This is a genomic window from Rhodovarius crocodyli, assembly GCF_004005855.1.
In the GTDB taxonomy this organism is placed as follows: domain Bacteria; phylum Pseudomonadota; class Alphaproteobacteria; order Acetobacterales; family Acetobacteraceae; genus Rhodovarius; species Rhodovarius crocodyli.
In genome coordinates this window covers 1-15,810 of sequence record NZ_SACL01000015.1, presented here as the reverse complement: position 1 = coordinate 15,810, position 15,810 = coordinate 1, and the positions used below count along the sequence as shown (strand labels likewise).

Below are 15,810 nucleotides of genomic sequence, written 5' to 3'. Positions count from 1 at the left end.
ACAGAAGCGAAGGTGACTGTTGGGGCCGCTACAAGGGTAGCGGCCCTTCTGTCTTCACTTCCTCCATCACGGCATAGGTCCGGGTTTCCTTCACCCCGGGCAGGGCCAGCAGCGCATGGCCCAGGAAATGCCGGTAGGCCGCCATGTCCTTCATCCGCGCCTTCAGCAGATAGTCGAAGCCGCCGGCCACCATGTGGCATTCCAGCACCTCCGGCGCGCGGCGCACGGCGGCGGCGAAATGGTCGAAGATGTCGGGCGTCGTCTTGTCCAGCAGCACCTCCACGAACACCAGCAGGCCGAAGCCCAGCCGCGCCGAGTCCAGCCGCGCGCCATAGCCGGTGACGTAGCCGTCCTTCTGCAAGCGGCGCGTGCGCTCGCTGGCGGCGGTGGGCGACAGGCCGATGCGCTCGGCCAGCTCCAGGTTCGTGATCCGGCCCTCACGCTGGAGGATGCCCAGGATCATGCGGTCGGTGCGGTCGAGGTCCATCACAGGCTCATCAGGCTGGCATTGCCGCCGGCGGCGGCGGTGTTGATGCTGATGGATCGCTCCTGCACCAGCATCTCCGTCGGATAGACCCCGTCGCGCGCGACGATGACCGGCAGGATCGGCCCATCCAGCGCGGCCACCCGCGCCAGCATGGCCAGCAGCGCCGCCTCATCGCCCGCGAACAGCACGGCGGCGCAGCCGGTGGGGTCGTCGCCCGCGCGGGCGATATTGCCGGTGGCCCGGCAGACCTCCCGCTGCGCCCTGAGGTCCTCAGGCGAGGAACCGGCGCACAGCACCGTGCCGCGCGGGTGCAGCTCATAGCGGTTCTCCTCCCCCACCGGGCCGGGCAACAGGCCCGTCGTCACGGGCGCCGTCATCGGGTCCGCCAGCAGGCGGCGCAGATACAGCGGCCCGCCCGCCTTGGGCCCGGTGCCGGACAGCCCGTGCCCGCCGAAGGGCTGCACACCCACCACCGCGCCGATCAGGTTGCGGTTGACGTAGATGTTGCCGGCCGGCGCACGCGAGCACAGGCGTTCGATGGTCTCGTCCAGCCGGGAATGGACGCCGAAGGTCAACGCGTAGCCGGTGGCCGCGATGTCGCGCAGCAGCGCATCCAGCCCCTCACGCCGGAAGCGCAGCACGTGCAGCACCGGGCCGAACACCTCGCGCGTCAGGGCGCGCATGTGGTCGATCTCGATCACGGTGGGGGCGACGAAGCTGCCATGGCGCGCGGCCTCCGGCAGGGGGGCCGCATGCACCGGGTGGCCGGCTGCGCGCATGGCCTCGACATGGGCGAGGATGCTGTCGCGCGCCTCATCGGTGATGACGGGGCCGATATCGGTTTCCAGCGCGTCGGGGCGGCCGATCGCCAGTTCCGCCATCGCGCCCTTCAGCATGGCCAGGATCCGGTCGGCCACATCCTCCTGCAGGCACAGCACGCGCAGGGCGGAACAGCGCTGCCCCGCGCTGTCGAAGGCCGAGGCCAGCACATCGGCCACCACCTGCTCGGCCAGGGCGGAGCTGTCGACGATCAGCGCGTTCTGCCCCCCTGTCTCGGCGATCAGCGGCACCGGCGCGCCATGGGCGCCGAGCCGTGTCGAGAGCTGCTTCTGGATCAGCCGCGCGACCTCGGTGGAGCCGGTGAACATCACCCCCTGCACGCGTGCATCGGCCACCAGCCGCGCGCCCACGCGCCCGTCCCCGGGCAGCAGCTGCAGCGCCTCGGGCGGGATGCCGGCATCATGCAGGCAGGCCACGGCCAGCGAGGCGATCAGCGGCACCTCCTCGGCCGGCTTGGCCAGCACCGGGTTGCCGGCCGCCAGGGCCGCCGCCACCTGGCCCGTGAAGATCGCCAGCGGGAAGTTCCAGGGCGAGATGCACACCACCGGCCCCAGCGGCCGATGACCGCCCAACCCGCGCGCCTGGCCCGCGTAATAGCGCAGGAAATCCACCGCCTCACGCACCTCGCCCACGGCGTTGGGGAGCGTCTTGCCCGCCTCCCGCACGATGGGGCCGAGCAGCGCCGGCATGCGCGCCTCCATCAGATCGGCGGCGCCTTCCAGCAGGGCGGCACGTTCGGCCGGGGGCGCGGACCAGCGGCTGGCGGCCAGCGCCGCCTCGACCGTGGCCTCCTCGGCTTCGATCACTTCGCCCACCACATCGCGCCGGTCGGCCGGGTTCAGCACCGGGCGCGCCGTGCCGCCCTGCCCCGCCCGCAACGCCCAAGGCACCGTCAGCACCTCGGCCAGATCCGCCAGCCGCGCCTCGCTGGCCAGGTCGATCCCCGCGGAGTTGCGACGCGCCGGGCCGAACAGGTCGCGCGGCTGGGCAATGGCGTCATGCGGGCGGCCTGCCAGGGCCCGCGCCTCGGCCACCGGGTCGGCCGCCAGGGCGGCCACCGGCACATCGGGGTCGTTGATGCGGTTCACGAAGCTGGAATTGGCCCCGTTTTCCAGCAGGCGCCGCACCAGATAGGCCAGCAGCGTCTCATGCGTGCCGACGGGGGCGTAGACACGGCAGGGACGGCCGAGCTGCCCGACCACCTCGTCGTAGAGCGGCTCCCCCATGCCGTGCAGGCATTGGAACTCGTATTGGCCGGGGTGCCATTCGCCCGCCATTTCATGGATGGCCGCCAGGGTGCGGGCATTGTGGGTGGCGAATTGCGGAAACACCGCATCGGGTGCGGCCAGCAGCTTCCGCGCGCAGGCCAGGTAGGACACGTCGGTGTGAACCTTGCGGGTGAAGACCGGAAAGCCCTCCAGCCCATCGACCTGCGCGCGCTTGATCTCGCTGTCCCAATAGGCGCCCTTGACCAGGCGCAGCATCATGCGACGCCCGGTCCGGCGGGCCATGTCGATCACCGCGTCCACGACGAAAGGCGCCCGGCGCTGATAGGCCTGGATGACGAAGCCCACCCCGTCCCAACCCGCCAGCCGCGGTTCGCGGCACAGCGCCTCCAGCAGATCCAGCGACAGTTCCAGCCGGTCGGCTTCCTCGGCGTCGATGTTCAGGCCGATGTCGTATTCCCGCGCCAGCACGGCCAGGCCCACCAGGCGCGGCAGCAGCTCTGCCATCACGCGCGGCTTCTGGGCCACCGAATAGCGTGGGTGCAGCGCCGACAGCTTGATGGAGATGCCCGGCCCCTGCCGGATGCCCCGCCCAGCCGAGGCGCGGCCGATCGCGTGGATCGCGTTCTCATAGTCCCGCAGATAGCGCGCGGCATCGGCGGCGGTGGCAGCCGCCTCGCCCAGCATGTCGTAGGAGTAGCGGAAACCGCGCGCCTCGCGTTCCTTCGCGCGGTCCAGCGCCTCATCGATGGTCTGGCCCATGACGAATTGTTCGCCCATCAGCCGCATGGCCATGTCCATGCCGCGCCGGATCACGGGCTCACCGGCACGCGCCACCAGCCGCTTCAGGGCGGCGCCCAGACCCGCCTCACCATGCGCGCCCACCAGCCGGCCGGTGACGACCAGCCCCCAGGTCGCCGCATTGACGAACAGCGATGGCGACTGGCCCAGATGCGCGGACCAGTCGCCATCGCCGATCTTGTCACGGATCAGCGCGTCGCGGGTTTCGGTATCGGGAATGCGCAGCAGGGCCTCTGCCAGGCACATCAGCGCCACGCCCTCCTGGCTTGAGAGGGAGAACTCCTGCACCAGCGCCTCTACCCCTGCACCGCGCGGCCTGGCGCGCAGGGCGGTGACGAGGCGTGAGGCCAGCGCCGCCGCCGCCGCATCCTGGGCGGGCGTCAGGGCCGCCGCCGCCAGCAGGGGCGGCAGGCACTCCTCCTCCGGCCGGCGGGTGGCGGCGGTGATGGCGGCGCGCAGCGGCGAGGGCGGGACAATACGCTCAGCGAGGGGCTGGAAGGGGGCGATGCGGGTCATGCGTGCTCTCTCGGGGCCAAGCCTTCGGGGTAGCAGCGGATCTGGTGCATCTATACAGCATTTTTCGGCTCAATGGCGTGGAAAAAACGGCACATTGCCGCCTTTGCCGATTCAATCACGGCCGCCTTACAGACTGTGCATCGGCACCAGGGTCTCTCCACCCTCGAACGCGACACGCCGGATCGGCACCCCGTACAGACGCTGCAGATTGGCCTCGCTCAGCGCCTCGTCGCGGGGGGCATGCAGATGTTCCCCGGCCGGCAGCATCAACAGCGCCTGATGGGCGATGGCCAGCGCATGGTCGGGATGGTGAGTGGTGAACAGGATCGCCAACCCCTTTTCGGCCGCCAGGCGGCGCAGCAGCCGCAGCATCACGCCCTGGTTGGCGAGATCAAGCGCCGAGGCGGGCTCATCCAGCACCAGCGCGGCGCAATCCGTGGCCAGGGCGCGCGCCAGCAGCGCCAGCTGGCGCTGCCCCCCGCTGAGCCGGTCGAAGCGGCTGCGGGCGACATCTGCAAGCCCCACCTCATCCAGGCAGGCCTCCGCGCGCGCCACATCGGCACGGCCAGGCGTGCCGAAGCGGCCATGGAAGCGGCTGCGGCCCATCAGCACCATCTCCAGCGCCGTGTAGCCGGTTTCGGTGGCCAGGGCCTGGGGCACATAGCCCAGCGCGCCGCCCAGGCGCACCCTGCCCTCCCGCCAGGCCAGAGTGCCGCAGAGACCCCGCAGCAGGGTGGTCTTGCCGCGCCCGTTGGGGCCCAGCACCGCCATCACCTCGCCCGGCGCCACGCGGAAATCCAGGTGGCGGAACAGCCATTGGCCGGGCCGGTAGCCATGGCCCCCATTCTCTGCCGCGATCATGCCTGCCGCCCCCCGGCGGCCCTGTGCAGCAGCCAGGCAAAGACCGGCGTGCCCACCAGGGCGGTGACGATGCCCACCGGCACCTCGGCCGCGGTGACGCTGCGGGCCAGCGTGTCGGCCAGCATCAGGAAGCTGGCACCCAACAGGGCGGAGGCCGGAAGCAGGCGGCGATGATCCGCGCCCATCGCGATCCGGCACAGGTTGGGAATGACCAACCCCACCCAGCCGATGGCGCCGCTGACCGAGACCTGGGCCGCCACCAGGGCGCAGATGGCCCCGAACAGGATCAGCCTGTCGCGGGCGGGGTGCACGCCCAGGCTGCGGGCCTCCTCGTCACCCAGCGAGAGGATGTTGATGCGCCAGCGCATGGCCAGCATCAGCGCCCCGGCCGGCAGGCTGCACAGCGCCAGCAGACCCAGCTTGGGCCAGGTGGCCGTGGCGAAGCTGCCCATCAGCCAGAAGACCAACCCGGGCAACTTGGTCTCGGGGTCCGCCACATAGGTGGCGAAGCTGACCATGGCGCCGCAGAAGGCACTGACCACCACCCCCGCCAGCACCAGCGTCAGCACCGCCGACAGGCCGCGCCCGTCATGGATCGCCAGCACCGCCAGCAGCGCCAGCACCGCCCCCAGGAAGGCACCGCCCGCCACCGGCCAGCCGAAGCCCAGCAACATGATGGCCACGACACCCCCGAGCGCCGCGCCGGAGGAAACGCCGATGGTCTGCGGCCCCACCAGCGGGTTGCGGAAGATGCCCTGCAGCACCGCGCCGCACAGGGCCAGCCCCGCCCCCGCCAGCCCCGCCGTCAGCAGACGCGGCAGGCGCACGGTGCGCACCACCAGCGCCTCGGCGGGCGACCAGGAGGGCGTGATGTCGAACACCGGCGCCGCCAGTATCGCCGCCACATGGCCGATCGGCACGGGATAGCGCCCCGCCGCCAGAGAGAGGAGCAGCACCGCCGCCAGCAGCAGCACCAGCCCGCTCCACAGCACGGAGACCTTCATCGGCGCAGCAACCTGTCATAGCCGGCGGCACCCTGGTTCGGGCCCGCGAACAGGATGGCGTCGATGTCGTCCTCGGCCAGTTCATGGCCATAGAGGAAGCGGAACCACTCCCGCATTTCCGCCCGCAGGTCGAACCCGGAGGCCCCCGGCTGCAGCAGCTCCGCCAGCCAGATCCAGGTCAGCGCCGATTCATGGCTGGGCGGATCCCACCGATAGCCGCCGAGCGGCATGCGGTAGACGCGCCGGCTGCGCACGGCGGCGAGCCCCGCCCAACGCGGATCGGCATAGACATCCGCCGGCATGGCGGTGTCGAAATTGCCCAGCAGGATCACTTCCGGATCCCAGGCCAGCACCTGTTCCAGCGTGACGGCGGCGGGCGCCGAGGTGGCCGCGTTCCGCCCGCCCGCCAGGCGCAGATACATGTCGTTGTAGGTGCCGGGGCCCGCGATGCGCATGCTGTCGGTGTAGCGGCCGACATAGGCCACGCGCGGGCGCCGCGCGTCGGGAATGGCTTCGGTCGCGGCCGCCAGGCGGGCGCGCACGGCATCCTGGCGGCGCAGCAGTTCGGCCGCGCGCGGCTGCCTGCCCGACAACTCCCCCATGAAGCCGGTATAGGCCGCGAAATCGGCCTGGCTGCAGCAGGTGATGCCGATGGTGCGCAGCCCCACCCGGTCCAGCACTTCCAGCAGCTCCGGCCCCTGGGAGGCCCATTGGAAGACCGCGTCGGGCCTGAGCGCGAGGATGGCTTCGATGTTCGGCGTGAAGCCCGCGCCGCGCGTGATGTCGGTGGCGATGGCACGCGCGCGGGGAAAGATGCGCGCCAGGATACCGTCCCGCAGCGCGGCGCCGGAGCTGGGGTTCATCCCCACCACATGCCGCTCCGTCCCGTCGATCGCCATGTAGGTCGAGGGCAGCGGCATGGGCAGGGTGACGACGCGTTCCACCGGACGGTCGATCCGGTGCGCGACGCCCCGCTGATCGAGGAATTCCGCCGCCCCGGCAGGCAAGGCGCCGGCCAGCGACGCCGCCAGGAGGAGGGCGGCCGGGCGGTGTCCGCGGTGCCTGTGTGGCATTCATGTCTCCCTGCCGGGGATTTATGCTGTTACATGGTTTTGATGCGAATGATTCGCATTGTCATCGAATGACATGGGACATATACGCGATGCGGCACTGCCGCAAGCGGTGCCGTGAAATCTCTCAGAAGGCACACCGCATGCCACGCAGTCCGACCTTGCTCTGCCTGATGACCGCGCTTTCCGCGGCCCCGGCACTGGCCCAGACCACGGCAACCACCCCCGCCACCGCCACGCCCAGCCAAACAGAGCCCAGCCGGACAGAGCCAGGTCAGACCATCCCCGCCATTCGCATCGACGAGGTGAATGTGCGCGCCGGCGCCGCGCTGGGTGAATTGCGCCCGCTGGGCGCCGTGCCGCCCGCGCCGCTCATCCCGCTCCTGCCCAGCACCTCCGCCAGCGTGATCGACCGCGCGGATATCGAGCGCAGCAACGCGCCGGGCATGCTGGAGCTGCTGGAAAGCGTGCCGGGCGTGTCGATCAACCGCGTCGGCGGCATCAACGGCACCATCTTCCTGCGCGGCTTCAACACCAATGACTTCCGCGTGCCGATGTACATCGATGGGGACCGCGCACGCGGCCGCAACACCTTGCAGTTGATGCTGCTCTCGCCCGAGGAGATCGAGCGGATCGAGGTGATCCGCGGGGCCGCCTCCTTCGCCTATGGCAGCGATTCGCTGGGCGGGCTGGTCAACGTCGTCACCCGCCGGCCGCGCGGCAACGCCTTCCAGCCGGGCTTTTCCATCACCGGCGGCGACAGCTTCATCCTGTACGGCACGAACGGGAACCGGGTGGATGGCGGCATCGGCATCGAGGCGGCGGGCTCGGGCTTCGACGCGCGCGTCAGCATCACCGGGCGCCGCAGCGACGACTACCGCTCAGGGGCCGGCCGCGTGCGCAACAGCGACTACGAGACGGGCAGCCTCGGCCTCAACATCGGCTATTCGCCGAGCGCCAACCAGCGGGTGGAGCTGGGCCTGCGCGTCACCAGCGTGACCGACGGCCGCGGCAGCAACCAGCCGGCTGCCCCCGCCGCGACCCTGCGCGAGGCGGTGCTGAACCTCTATTCAGGCCGCATCGCCTATAGCGGCACCTTCGACCACGGCCTGTTCCGCAGCATCGAGGCCAGCATCTACCGCAACGAGTTCTACACCAAGCTCGTCACCAGCACCCGCGCGGCCTCCCAGATCACCACTTCCAACAGCTATGTCATGGGCCCGGTGATGTGGGGCGGGCGGGTGTCGGGCATGATCCCCTGGGGGCCGACGCGCACCACCCTGGGCCTGGATGTGATCAGCGAGCAGCGCCCGGGCTCCGACAGTTCCAGCGCCGTCAACCGCTACAACAGCGCCGGCGACCTGCTGAGCATCACGCCCACCGCCCGCCGGCAGACGGGCCCTGCGGTGGACCAGGTGAATGCGGGCGCCTTCGTCACCACCGAATGGGACGCGACGCGCGAGCTGACGCTGAGTGCCGCCGGCCGCTTCGATTATGTCTACTCCAACCCGTCGCTGACGGGCCTGTCCTCGGCCAACCTGCTGCCGGCCTTCCGTGCGGCGCAGGACACCACGGCCACCGCCGTGACGGGGGCCATCGGCGTGAACTACCGCCCGATCCGCCTCATCGAATTCATCGGCAACATCAACAACTCCTTCCGGTATCCGGTCCCGTCGGAGCTGTTCTCGCAGGGGTTGTCAGGCTCAACCTACACCATCCCGAACCCCGACCTGCGGCCTGAGCGCGGGGTGAATTTCGAGGGCGGCTTCCGGGTGCATTTCCCGAACGCCACCTTCCGCGCCACCATGTTCCACAGCCGCTTCGAGAACTTCCTGGCCAATGTCAGCACCACCTACAACGGCTATCTGGCGACGCAGCGCCAGAATGTCGGCCAGGTGCACATGACGGGCTTCGAGGGCGACTGGCGGTGGCAGCTGAACCCCGCGCTGAACTTCTTCGGCAATGTCACGGTGCTGCGCGCGGACAATGTGACCACCCACCGTCCGGTGGCGCAGATCATGCCCTTCGGCGGGCGGGCCGGCCTGCAATATGTTCTGGCGGACCAGGGCATCGCCCTGACCGGCACGCTGAACTGGGCGGCCGGCAAAACGCGCATCGACACGGCCAGCGAATACAAGACCACGGGCTATGCGGTGATGAACCTGTCGGCGGAATTCCGGCTGGACCGGCTGGTCTCTCCGCGGCTGGGCAACACCACCCTGTCGCTGTCGGCGAACAACCTGTTCGATGCGTCCTATCGCAGCGCCGCGACGATCGCGAACATGAATTACCGGCAGAGCGACACCAACCCGCTGCTGGAACCCGGGCGTACCTTCCTGATCGGGTTGCGCAACCGATTCTGATGGTGACACCCGGGGGCCTTGCCCCCGGGTGGTCCGGAGCAGCGGTCGCCTAGCCTTCCGCCACCGCTTCCTGCCTCGCCAGCCGGTTCATCCAGGGCAGGAAGCCGTCCAGGAACCGCGTGGTGCTGGGCATGAAGCGGCTGCCGTGGTGATAGAACGGATCAAGCGTCGCGATCAGCAGCCGCCCGGCCTCCGAGGCACGGTCCTCATACAGCAGCGCCCCGCCCTGGTCCCGGCCCTCCGGGTCGGGCGGCACGGTGATCAGCGCCTCGGCGCCCGGGGGTGGCTGCAGCACGCCGTGATAGTGCCAGACCGTGTCCTCGGGCGGCACATGACGGAAGAACTCGTGTTCTGGGCGGGGATACTGGTGTTCGGGCTTGGCACCCGGCTCCAGCCACCACCAGAAATTGGTGGGGCGCGGGGACCAGCGGACACCGGGCACCCAGCTCTCGGCCTCATTCTCACCCAGCACCACCAGCGTGCCGCCGCGGCGCCAATGGCCGAGGATGAGATCGGCGTGCCGGCGCAGCAGCACGGGGTTGTTGCGGTCGGCCACCAGCAGCACCGAAACGCCCTCCAGCGCGGCGCGGTCCAGATCGGGCGTGTAGATCACGCGGTCGAACAGGTGGCGATAGGGCGCGCCGTGGATGGCGTGGTGATGGTAGTAGCTGCCGGCATCGAGAACAGCGAGCATCAGAGCACCTCCGGCCCGGCGAGCAGCCAATCGAACAGGTTGCGGGCGATGTCGCCGGCGCCGAAGCTCCAGAGGTCGTTGCCGCCGTGCAGCAGCACCCTGCCCTTCCCATGGCGCCACATGATGTCGAGCGGCCGGTGCTCCCGGCCTACGCTGTGCAGCACCCGCGCGCGGGGTGGCGGTATATGCCAGCCCCGGCCGTAGAAGCCGGCGACACCGCGCCTGAAGGTGAGATCCTGCTCGCTCACCCCGGCCCAGATCGGGTGTGCGGCCTCACGATGGATGCGCAGATCGTCCAGATGGCCGGTCGGCAACGGCTGGAAGCCGGAGACATCGGGCAGGAAGGGATAGGCCAGGTGGCCGCTGGCAGCGATGGTGCCGCCCTGGGCCAGATATCCCGCCAGGCGCCCGGCGCGGGCCGCGAGGTGTCGCTGGTCGGCATGCATGCCGATCACCAGCGCGGCGTGGTGCTCCAGAGGCTCCTCATCCAGCGCGTACTGGTCGCGCGGCACCACATCCCGGCCCGGCGCGGCGAAGCGTCGCAATGCGGCACCTGTCTCCGCCGCGTGGCCGTAGGTCAGCATCAGGATACTAGGCATAGGCGTAGAGGCTTTCGGGTTCCTCCAGCAGAACGCGCTCTGCGATGCTGCTCTTGAGTGCATCGGCCTCGGCCAGGGTGGCCGGGCTGTGCTGGTCCTTCGGCATGGCGACCAATGCGTAGAAGCGGTCGGGCAGCACCCCCTCACGCAGGGCGGCGACCAGCGTGCGATCCTGCCAATGCAGGCGGAAGCTGTAGGAGATGGCCGCATGCGGGTTCACCCGGGCCTCGGGCAGGCTGCGGTCTACGGTATAGGCGCCGCGCGTGACGGCACGGGTGACGAATTCGATGGCGTCACGCACGCCCGGGCCGGGATGGCCGCTGGTGACGGTGAGAGCCGCGCGGTCGACGGGTGCAGCGGGTGAGAGGCGCGTCAGCGCGCCGCGCAGCCCCTGGAAGGTCAGGGCCAGCATCGCGAGCGCCGAATGACCGTGATAGGCGGCGGCGGCCCGATAGGGCAGCAGGAGGGGCTTGCCCTCGCTGAGGATGGTGATCGACGGGATGGACAAGGGTGATGGCTTTCAATCGCGGCAGGCGGGCAGTTTATTGCGACTGCGAGTCATACGCAATTTAGGCAGGTCAAGGCTGTCTGCGCCTTTCCCTTATATGCCCCGCATGGCCCTCCCCGGCGGCGTCGAGGCCGGACGCCCCATGGTCGTCGAGGGCCAGGAACCGGGCTACACTCGCGTCATGACAGAGCCCCCCGCCCCACCATTGGACGAAGACGGCATCCGGCGGCTCGTGCACGGCTTCTATGATGCTGTCAGGTCGGACGATCTTCTCGGCCCCGTGTTCAGGCGCGAGATCCCGGAAGAGCGCTGGCCGGAGCACCTCGAAACCCTCTGCGCCTTCTGGTCCTCCGCCCTGCTGCGGACATCCCGCTATGATGGGCGGCCGCTCCAGGCCCATCTGCGCCTGCAGGATATTTCCGAGACTCATTTCGAGCGGTGGCTGGCGCTGTTCAGCGCGGCCGCCGCCAGGACGCTCAAGCCTGAGGTCGCGGAGCATGTGGTCGGGATGGCGCACCGCATCGCGCAGAGCTTCCGCATGGGCATCGCCTTCCATCGCGGCGAGAGCCTGAAGCCGGCGGGCCGTTAGCGCACCCGACCGGCACCCCACCGGGACTGCCAAGAGCGGCTAGCGCTCCGGTGCTGCGGGAACGAGCGGTGCCGCTCCCCCGGAGGAAGCCAGCCTTTCGGCCATCGCTTCAACCTGGCGCCTGGCCAGCCCCCCCAGCAGCCGCAAGGCCAGATCCCGGTCGGCGCCCGAACTGTTGGTCAGATCGGGTGCCTGCTCAGTGGCCCATGCGATCGATCATAGGTGCCTACCCTGCCGCTGCTCCATCCCGACAGCAGGCGGGATGGCAGCCTCGGCTTGAGGCCTTCCACGGGCGGCCCGGGTTCCGGCATGGCCGCCAGGCCCAGGGACCCGGTCTCCAGCAGAGCCATGACGGAGATGTCGGGTGCTGTCCGCCACACAGCGACCGTCTCTCGCGAATGCTGCGCGGCAGCGGCCCTGACGGTGACGGACATGGAGACGAGCCTGTCCGGGGTGGGTGTGCACGCGCACGCCGCATTCGAGGATGCCGAAGACAGGTGTTTTGCGGCCTGCGCCTCGGCCTCCTCTGCCTCGGACGCGGGTGGCGAGTTCTGCCAGGGGCCAACACCATCGATGGCGGCGCGGGGGAGGACACCGCCAGCCAGGCCGGGATACGGGGCGGTCACCGCGGGTGTTTGGCCGGGTTACGGCGGCCAAATGTGATCCCTATTGCGACAAGCATCATGGCACCGGCCAGAAGGAAGGTCAGACGCATCCCGGCGGCGATATCCGTTGGGGAGGCATTGGTGAACTCCCCGGTTCCGACGCCAAAGGCGAAGACGGTCCCCATGAGCGATGCCCCGGCGATCAGCCCGATATTGCGCGACAGGTTCAATGCGCCGGAAACCGTGCCGCGCCGGTCCTTCGGCACATCCGCCAGCGCGGCTGTGTTGTTGGCCGCCTGAAAGAGCTGGTATCCCGGCGTCAGCACGGTGATGGACAACAGATAGCCAACGACGCCCGTCATATGTGGCGCAAAAGCCAGGAGAGTCGCGCCGACAGTCAGCAGGGTCAGCCCAACGGCAAGCACCCGGCAACTTCCCCAGCCATCAACGAGCCTGCCGGACGGAACCCCGCTGAAGATGGAAATCACCGGACCGACCGCCATGACGAGGCCCACCTGTGTTGCCTCCAGGCCGAGCCCCAGGCTCAGATAGAAGGGGCCAACCACCAGCGTCGCCATCATGACAGCCGCCACCAGTATGTTGACGGCAAGATTGGGCACCAGGCTCCGATCCGTCTTTGACCATGAAGCTGGGAATCGCGGCTTTCTTTTTTCCGGCTCGTGCGGCAGCGTCGTGACAGCAAGGATCAGGGCAAGCACCGCCAGCGGTACTTGCACCCAGAAGATGCCACGCCATCCCGTCATGGGGATCATCAGACCGCCGAGCGAGGGGCCGAGCGCTGTTCCCAGTGCCGATATCGTGCCGAGCAGGCCCATGGCACGCCCGACACGCATCTCGCCCGCCGTCTGACGCATCAGCGCCATGGCGAGCGTCATGAGGAATGCCGCGCCTGTGCCCTGCAACGCCCGCGCGCCGATCAACAGCCACAGGTCCGGCGCAACGGCGCATAGCAGCGATCCAGCGGCGAAAATGGCCAGACCCGCGACCAGCATTCGTTTCAGCCCATAGCCGTCACCGAGCCGGCCCGCGATGACGACCGAAGCCGTCAAGGCCGCAAGATAGGCGACGACGACCGCCTGCACCCGCGCGAATGGTGCCGAGAATGCCTCGGCCAGTGTCGGCAGCGCGATGTTGGCGATGCTGGTGCCCAATGAGGCCAGCAGCATCGCCATAGCCAGCGTTATCGCGACTGATGATCGCGTCTGCGCCGATGCGCCTGGTTCAGTCCGATCCATCCTTTTGCCTTCTTGCCTCAACTTCGGGTCGGCAGCAGGCTGCCACTTCAAGTCAACTTGAGGTCAAGCATGAAAGTCCTGGATATCGGAGAGGTCGCGGCACAAAGCGGAATCAGTCCCTCGGCGCTGCGCTACTACGAGGAGGCCGGGTTGATTTCCTCGATCTCGCGGCATGGCTTGCGCAGGCAGTTCCCGCCGGAGGTGATGTTGCAGCTCAAGCTGATCTCCATGGGCAAGATGGCCGGATTCTCGCTGGCGGAGATCTCCGGCATGTTCGGCCGCAACGGCATGCCGGACCTGCCGCGCGACGTTCTCCATCAGAAAGCCGACGAGATCGACCGGCAAATCCACGAGTTGACCGCCCTGCGCGACACGCTCCGTCATGTCGCCGACTGTCGTGCCCCTTCGCATATGGAATGCCCCGCGTTCCGGCGGCTGGTGGACGTGGCGGGCAGACACGGAAAAAGACGTGGGAACGCAGAGAAGTCGAAGGCGAGAGGCAACCTCTCGCGATCCTGAGCATCAGGCCGTTCGCCTGAAAGGCTATGTCGACCGAATTGGCGGGCAGCGCCAGACGAAGATGAGAACTACGAGATCATCATAACCCTTTGATGATTATGACGATACTTGCTGTTGTGCGGTTATCGGCGGGTTTTGGCGGTATTTTGGTGGCTAACGACGGCCATTTCGGGCGTTTGGCAAGGTATTCCGTTTTGCCCGCCGATTGCCGACATGAGATTGCTCTTTGGATCTGTCGGTTCCTCCGACCTGCTCGACTGATCGATCAAACGATGGAAGCTGGGACTTAACCGACTTTCCCGAAGGTGCGGCAATGAGCAGATTTCAGGGAGGAACAGACTCAAAGCGTTTGCCCGCGTAGTTGAGCAAGCCTAGTTGCCTCATCGAACAATGCTCACCGGAAACGCGGAAAGAAGCATTAAATTCTATTCCTAAGCGGGACGAACGCCAATCCGCCGCTTATATCGAACAGCGGAGGCGGCTCGCTGAAGCGTCATCAAGCTGCGGTGTCACAATAGATCAAGGGGGATGACGAATGACAGAAGACACGGAACAGGGGCCGCAGACCATAGCGGTCGAGAGTACGGCACTAGCGGGGATCACCTTTTACAGCGCCAATTACGACACGCTGCACTTCAAGGGCTTGAATCTCGAGAACAAAAAAGAGATCTGGGGGGAGAGACCGCCAACATGCCGATTTTGCCGCCGAACGAAGCCGACGGTTACCTTTTCTAAGGACGCTCATCTTGTTCCGGCGTTCGTTGGCAACAAGACGCTGTTCAGCCGATACGAGTGCGACGACTGCAACGAACGCTTTTCACAGTTCGAAGACGACCTTGCCAAGATGACGATGGGTGACCGTGCGATAAGCCAGGTGCCTAAGCGGAAGGGTTTCACGCCTCTGAAACCTCAAGGCAAGAAGTCAAGTTTCGTTCGCGACGCCGCCGGCGTAGTCATCAAGCAGTATGCGGACGAGGGCGTGTTCACGATCGATCATGAGAACTCGCAGATGGTTATCACATACGACACCCAGCCGTTTCGTCCTCTCGGCGTTTACAAAGCCCTGGCCAAGATCGCCTACGGGCTCCTGCCCGAGGATGAACTGCCCTATTTCGAGGAACTGCGTCTCTGGTTGCTTGAGAAGGACGTGGCGACTCGCAAGGTTTATGCGGACAAGGGGCACTGGTGTTTCCACACCTTTGTACCCGGACCCAGCCCGTTCCCGCGACCGATCATCGCGCTGCTACGGCGTAAGGCTGAAGTCGCGGCACCTTACCTCATGTTCTTCTTGGCTTTCGGCAACTGGACCTACCAAATCTTCGTCCCCTGCCCGAAGATGGACGCGCAACTTGCCGACAAGCCTTTTGATGTGGTCGTGTATCCGCACCTCCACATGCTGCAGCCTTGGCTTCTACCCGGACTGATCCAGACCAAACAGCTGTTCCTCGACGATCCGGAACGCAAATCGGAGAACCGGATCCTCAGGATGCACTTCGATGCGATCGTGCCCGGCGCCGCCCCGGAAGTCGACGGCAGCCAGACGGGCTAGCGACGGCCATTGGCTTCTCCCCCAACATCGGTGGCAGCGTTGTCCACAACCACGAACGACCACACTCAGCCCTTGGCTTCGAGACCCCGGCGGCGTTCGCCGCCGAACTGACGTGCCCCCCATTTCTCATCCAGCGATAACGAGAGTCCTGGGTTGATTTGAGCCTTGGTGTTGGTGGGTGGCAAGAGGCCGGTGCGCGGAGCTATCAGCCTGCGCAGCGTGCCGGCCGGTCTCTCCGCAGAAGGCGCTGGCGTAGTCCCTTGGCGTCATCCAGCCGAGGCCCGAGTGCGGGCGACGCTCGTTGTAGTCGCGCCTCCAGGCCT

Annotated in this window: 15 protein-coding genes; 4 read left to right on the top strand and 11 right to left on the bottom strand. The window is 67.8% G+C overall.

Annotated elements, in window-relative coordinates; genetic code table 11:
* Positions 1 to 28 precede the first annotated feature (28 nt).
* The 5 genes from EOD42_RS24185 to EOD42_RS24165 form a co-directional block, all read right to left on the bottom strand.
* The gene (locus EOD42_RS24185; RefSeq protein ID WP_164868105.1) at positions 29 to 487 is read right to left on the bottom strand and encodes an Lrp/AsnC ligand binding domain-containing protein; all 459 of its coding nucleotides are present in this window, start codon (positions 485 to 487) and stop codon (positions 29 to 31) included.
* Positions 487 to 3,870: a bifunctional proline dehydrogenase/L-glutamate gamma-semialdehyde dehydrogenase PutA gene (putA, locus tag EOD42_RS24180; protein WP_127790171.1), complete on the bottom strand. Its 3,384-nt coding sequence runs from the start codon at positions 3,868 to 3,870 to the stop codon at positions 487 to 489. Before putA ends, EOD42_RS24185 begins: the two co-directional genes overlap by 1 nt.
* A gap of 126 nt (positions 3,871 to 3,996) precedes the next feature.
* Positions 3,997 to 4,731, bottom strand: coding sequence for an ABC transporter ATP-binding protein (locus EOD42_RS24175; protein ID WP_127790170.1), 735 nt, complete (start codon positions 4,729 to 4,731; stop codon positions 3,997 to 3,999).
* Positions 4,728 to 5,735, bottom strand: a complete 1,008-nt coding sequence (locus EOD42_RS24170) for a FecCD family ABC transporter permease (protein WP_127790169.1) — start codon at positions 5,733 to 5,735, stop codon at positions 4,728 to 4,730. Before EOD42_RS24170 ends, EOD42_RS24175 begins: the two co-directional genes overlap by 4 nt.
* The gene (locus tag EOD42_RS24165) at positions 5,732 to 6,808 is read right to left on the bottom strand and encodes an ABC transporter substrate-binding protein (protein WP_127790168.1); all 1,077 of its coding nucleotides are present in this window, start codon (positions 6,806 to 6,808) and stop codon (positions 5,732 to 5,734) included. The genes EOD42_RS24170 and EOD42_RS24165 overlap by 4 nt, the downstream gene beginning before the upstream one ends.
* A gap of 170 nt (positions 6,809 to 6,978) precedes the next feature.
* On the opposite strand from EOD42_RS24165, the gene EOD42_RS24160 reads away from it, so the two are divergent.
* Positions 6,979 to 9,168 carry a TonB-dependent receptor gene (locus tag EOD42_RS24160; RefSeq protein WP_164868104.1) on the top strand — a complete coding sequence of 730 codons (2,190 nt, stop codon included), beginning with the start codon at positions 6,979 to 6,981 and terminating at the stop codon, positions 9,166 to 9,168.
* 49 nt (positions 9,169 to 9,217) lie between these two features.
* Here the strand turns inward: EOD42_RS24160 and EOD42_RS24155 are convergent, their stop codons facing one another.
* The 3 genes from EOD42_RS24155 to EOD42_RS24145 are packed head-to-tail and all read right to left on the bottom strand — an operon-like array spanning position 9,218 to position 10,969.
* Positions 9,218 to 9,862, bottom strand: coding sequence for a hypothetical protein (locus tag EOD42_RS24155; RefSeq protein ID WP_206020452.1), 645 nt, complete (start codon positions 9,860 to 9,862; stop codon positions 9,218 to 9,220).
* On the bottom strand, positions 9,862 to 10,461 hold the full coding sequence (locus tag EOD42_RS24150; protein WP_127790166.1) for a hypothetical protein: 600 nt from the start codon (positions 10,459 to 10,461) through the stop codon (positions 9,862 to 9,864). Before EOD42_RS24150 ends, EOD42_RS24155 begins: the two co-directional genes overlap by 1 nt.
* Positions 10,454 to 10,969, bottom strand: coding sequence for a hypothetical protein (locus EOD42_RS24145; RefSeq protein ID WP_206020451.1), 516 nt, complete (start codon positions 10,967 to 10,969; stop codon positions 10,454 to 10,456). The genes EOD42_RS24150 and EOD42_RS24145 overlap by 8 nt, the downstream gene beginning before the upstream one ends.
* A 106-nt stretch (positions 10,970 to 11,075) precedes the next feature.
* Between EOD42_RS24145 and EOD42_RS24140 the strand changes: the two genes are divergently transcribed.
* A complete protein-coding gene (locus EOD42_RS24140; RefSeq protein ID WP_206020450.1) occupies positions 11,076 to 11,558 on the top strand; it encodes a group III truncated hemoglobin in 483 nt (160 codons plus the stop codon).
* 179 nt (positions 11,559 to 11,737) lie between these two features.
* On the opposite strand, the gene EOD42_RS24135 is transcribed toward EOD42_RS24140, so the two are convergent.
* Together EOD42_RS24135 and EOD42_RS24130 are read right to left on the bottom strand one after the other, a co-directional pair.
* Positions 11,738 to 11,992 (bottom strand): hypothetical protein, encoded by a 255-nt coding sequence (locus tag EOD42_RS24135; protein WP_127790165.1) that lies wholly within the window; start codon positions 11,990 to 11,992, stop codon positions 11,738 to 11,740.
* A gap of 188 nt (positions 11,993 to 12,180) precedes the next feature.
* Positions 12,181 to 13,356, bottom strand: coding sequence for an MFS transporter (locus tag EOD42_RS24130; protein WP_240655278.1), 1,176 nt, complete (start codon positions 13,354 to 13,356; stop codon positions 12,181 to 12,183).
* Positions 13,357 to 13,488: 132 nt separating this feature from the next.
* On the opposite strand from EOD42_RS24130, the gene EOD42_RS24125 reads away from it, so the two are divergent.
* Together EOD42_RS24125 and EOD42_RS24120 are read left to right on the top strand one after the other, a co-directional pair.
* The gene (locus tag EOD42_RS24125) at positions 13,489 to 13,938 is read left to right on the top strand and encodes a helix-turn-helix domain-containing protein (RefSeq protein WP_127790163.1); all 450 of its coding nucleotides are present in this window, start codon (positions 13,489 to 13,491) and stop codon (positions 13,936 to 13,938) included.
* A 535-nt stretch (positions 13,939 to 14,473) separates the two neighbouring features.
* Positions 14,474 to 15,487 carry an HNH endonuclease gene (locus EOD42_RS24120; RefSeq protein ID WP_127790162.1) on the top strand — a complete coding sequence of 338 codons (1,014 nt, stop codon included), beginning with the start codon at positions 14,474 to 14,476 and terminating at the stop codon, positions 15,485 to 15,487.
* 126 nt (positions 15,488 to 15,613) lie between these two features.
* Here the strand turns inward: EOD42_RS24120 and EOD42_RS26695 are convergent.
* On the bottom strand, positions 15,614 to 15,810 hold a 197-nt coding region (locus tag EOD42_RS26695), incomplete at its 5' end, for an integrase core domain-containing protein (RefSeq protein WP_164868103.1).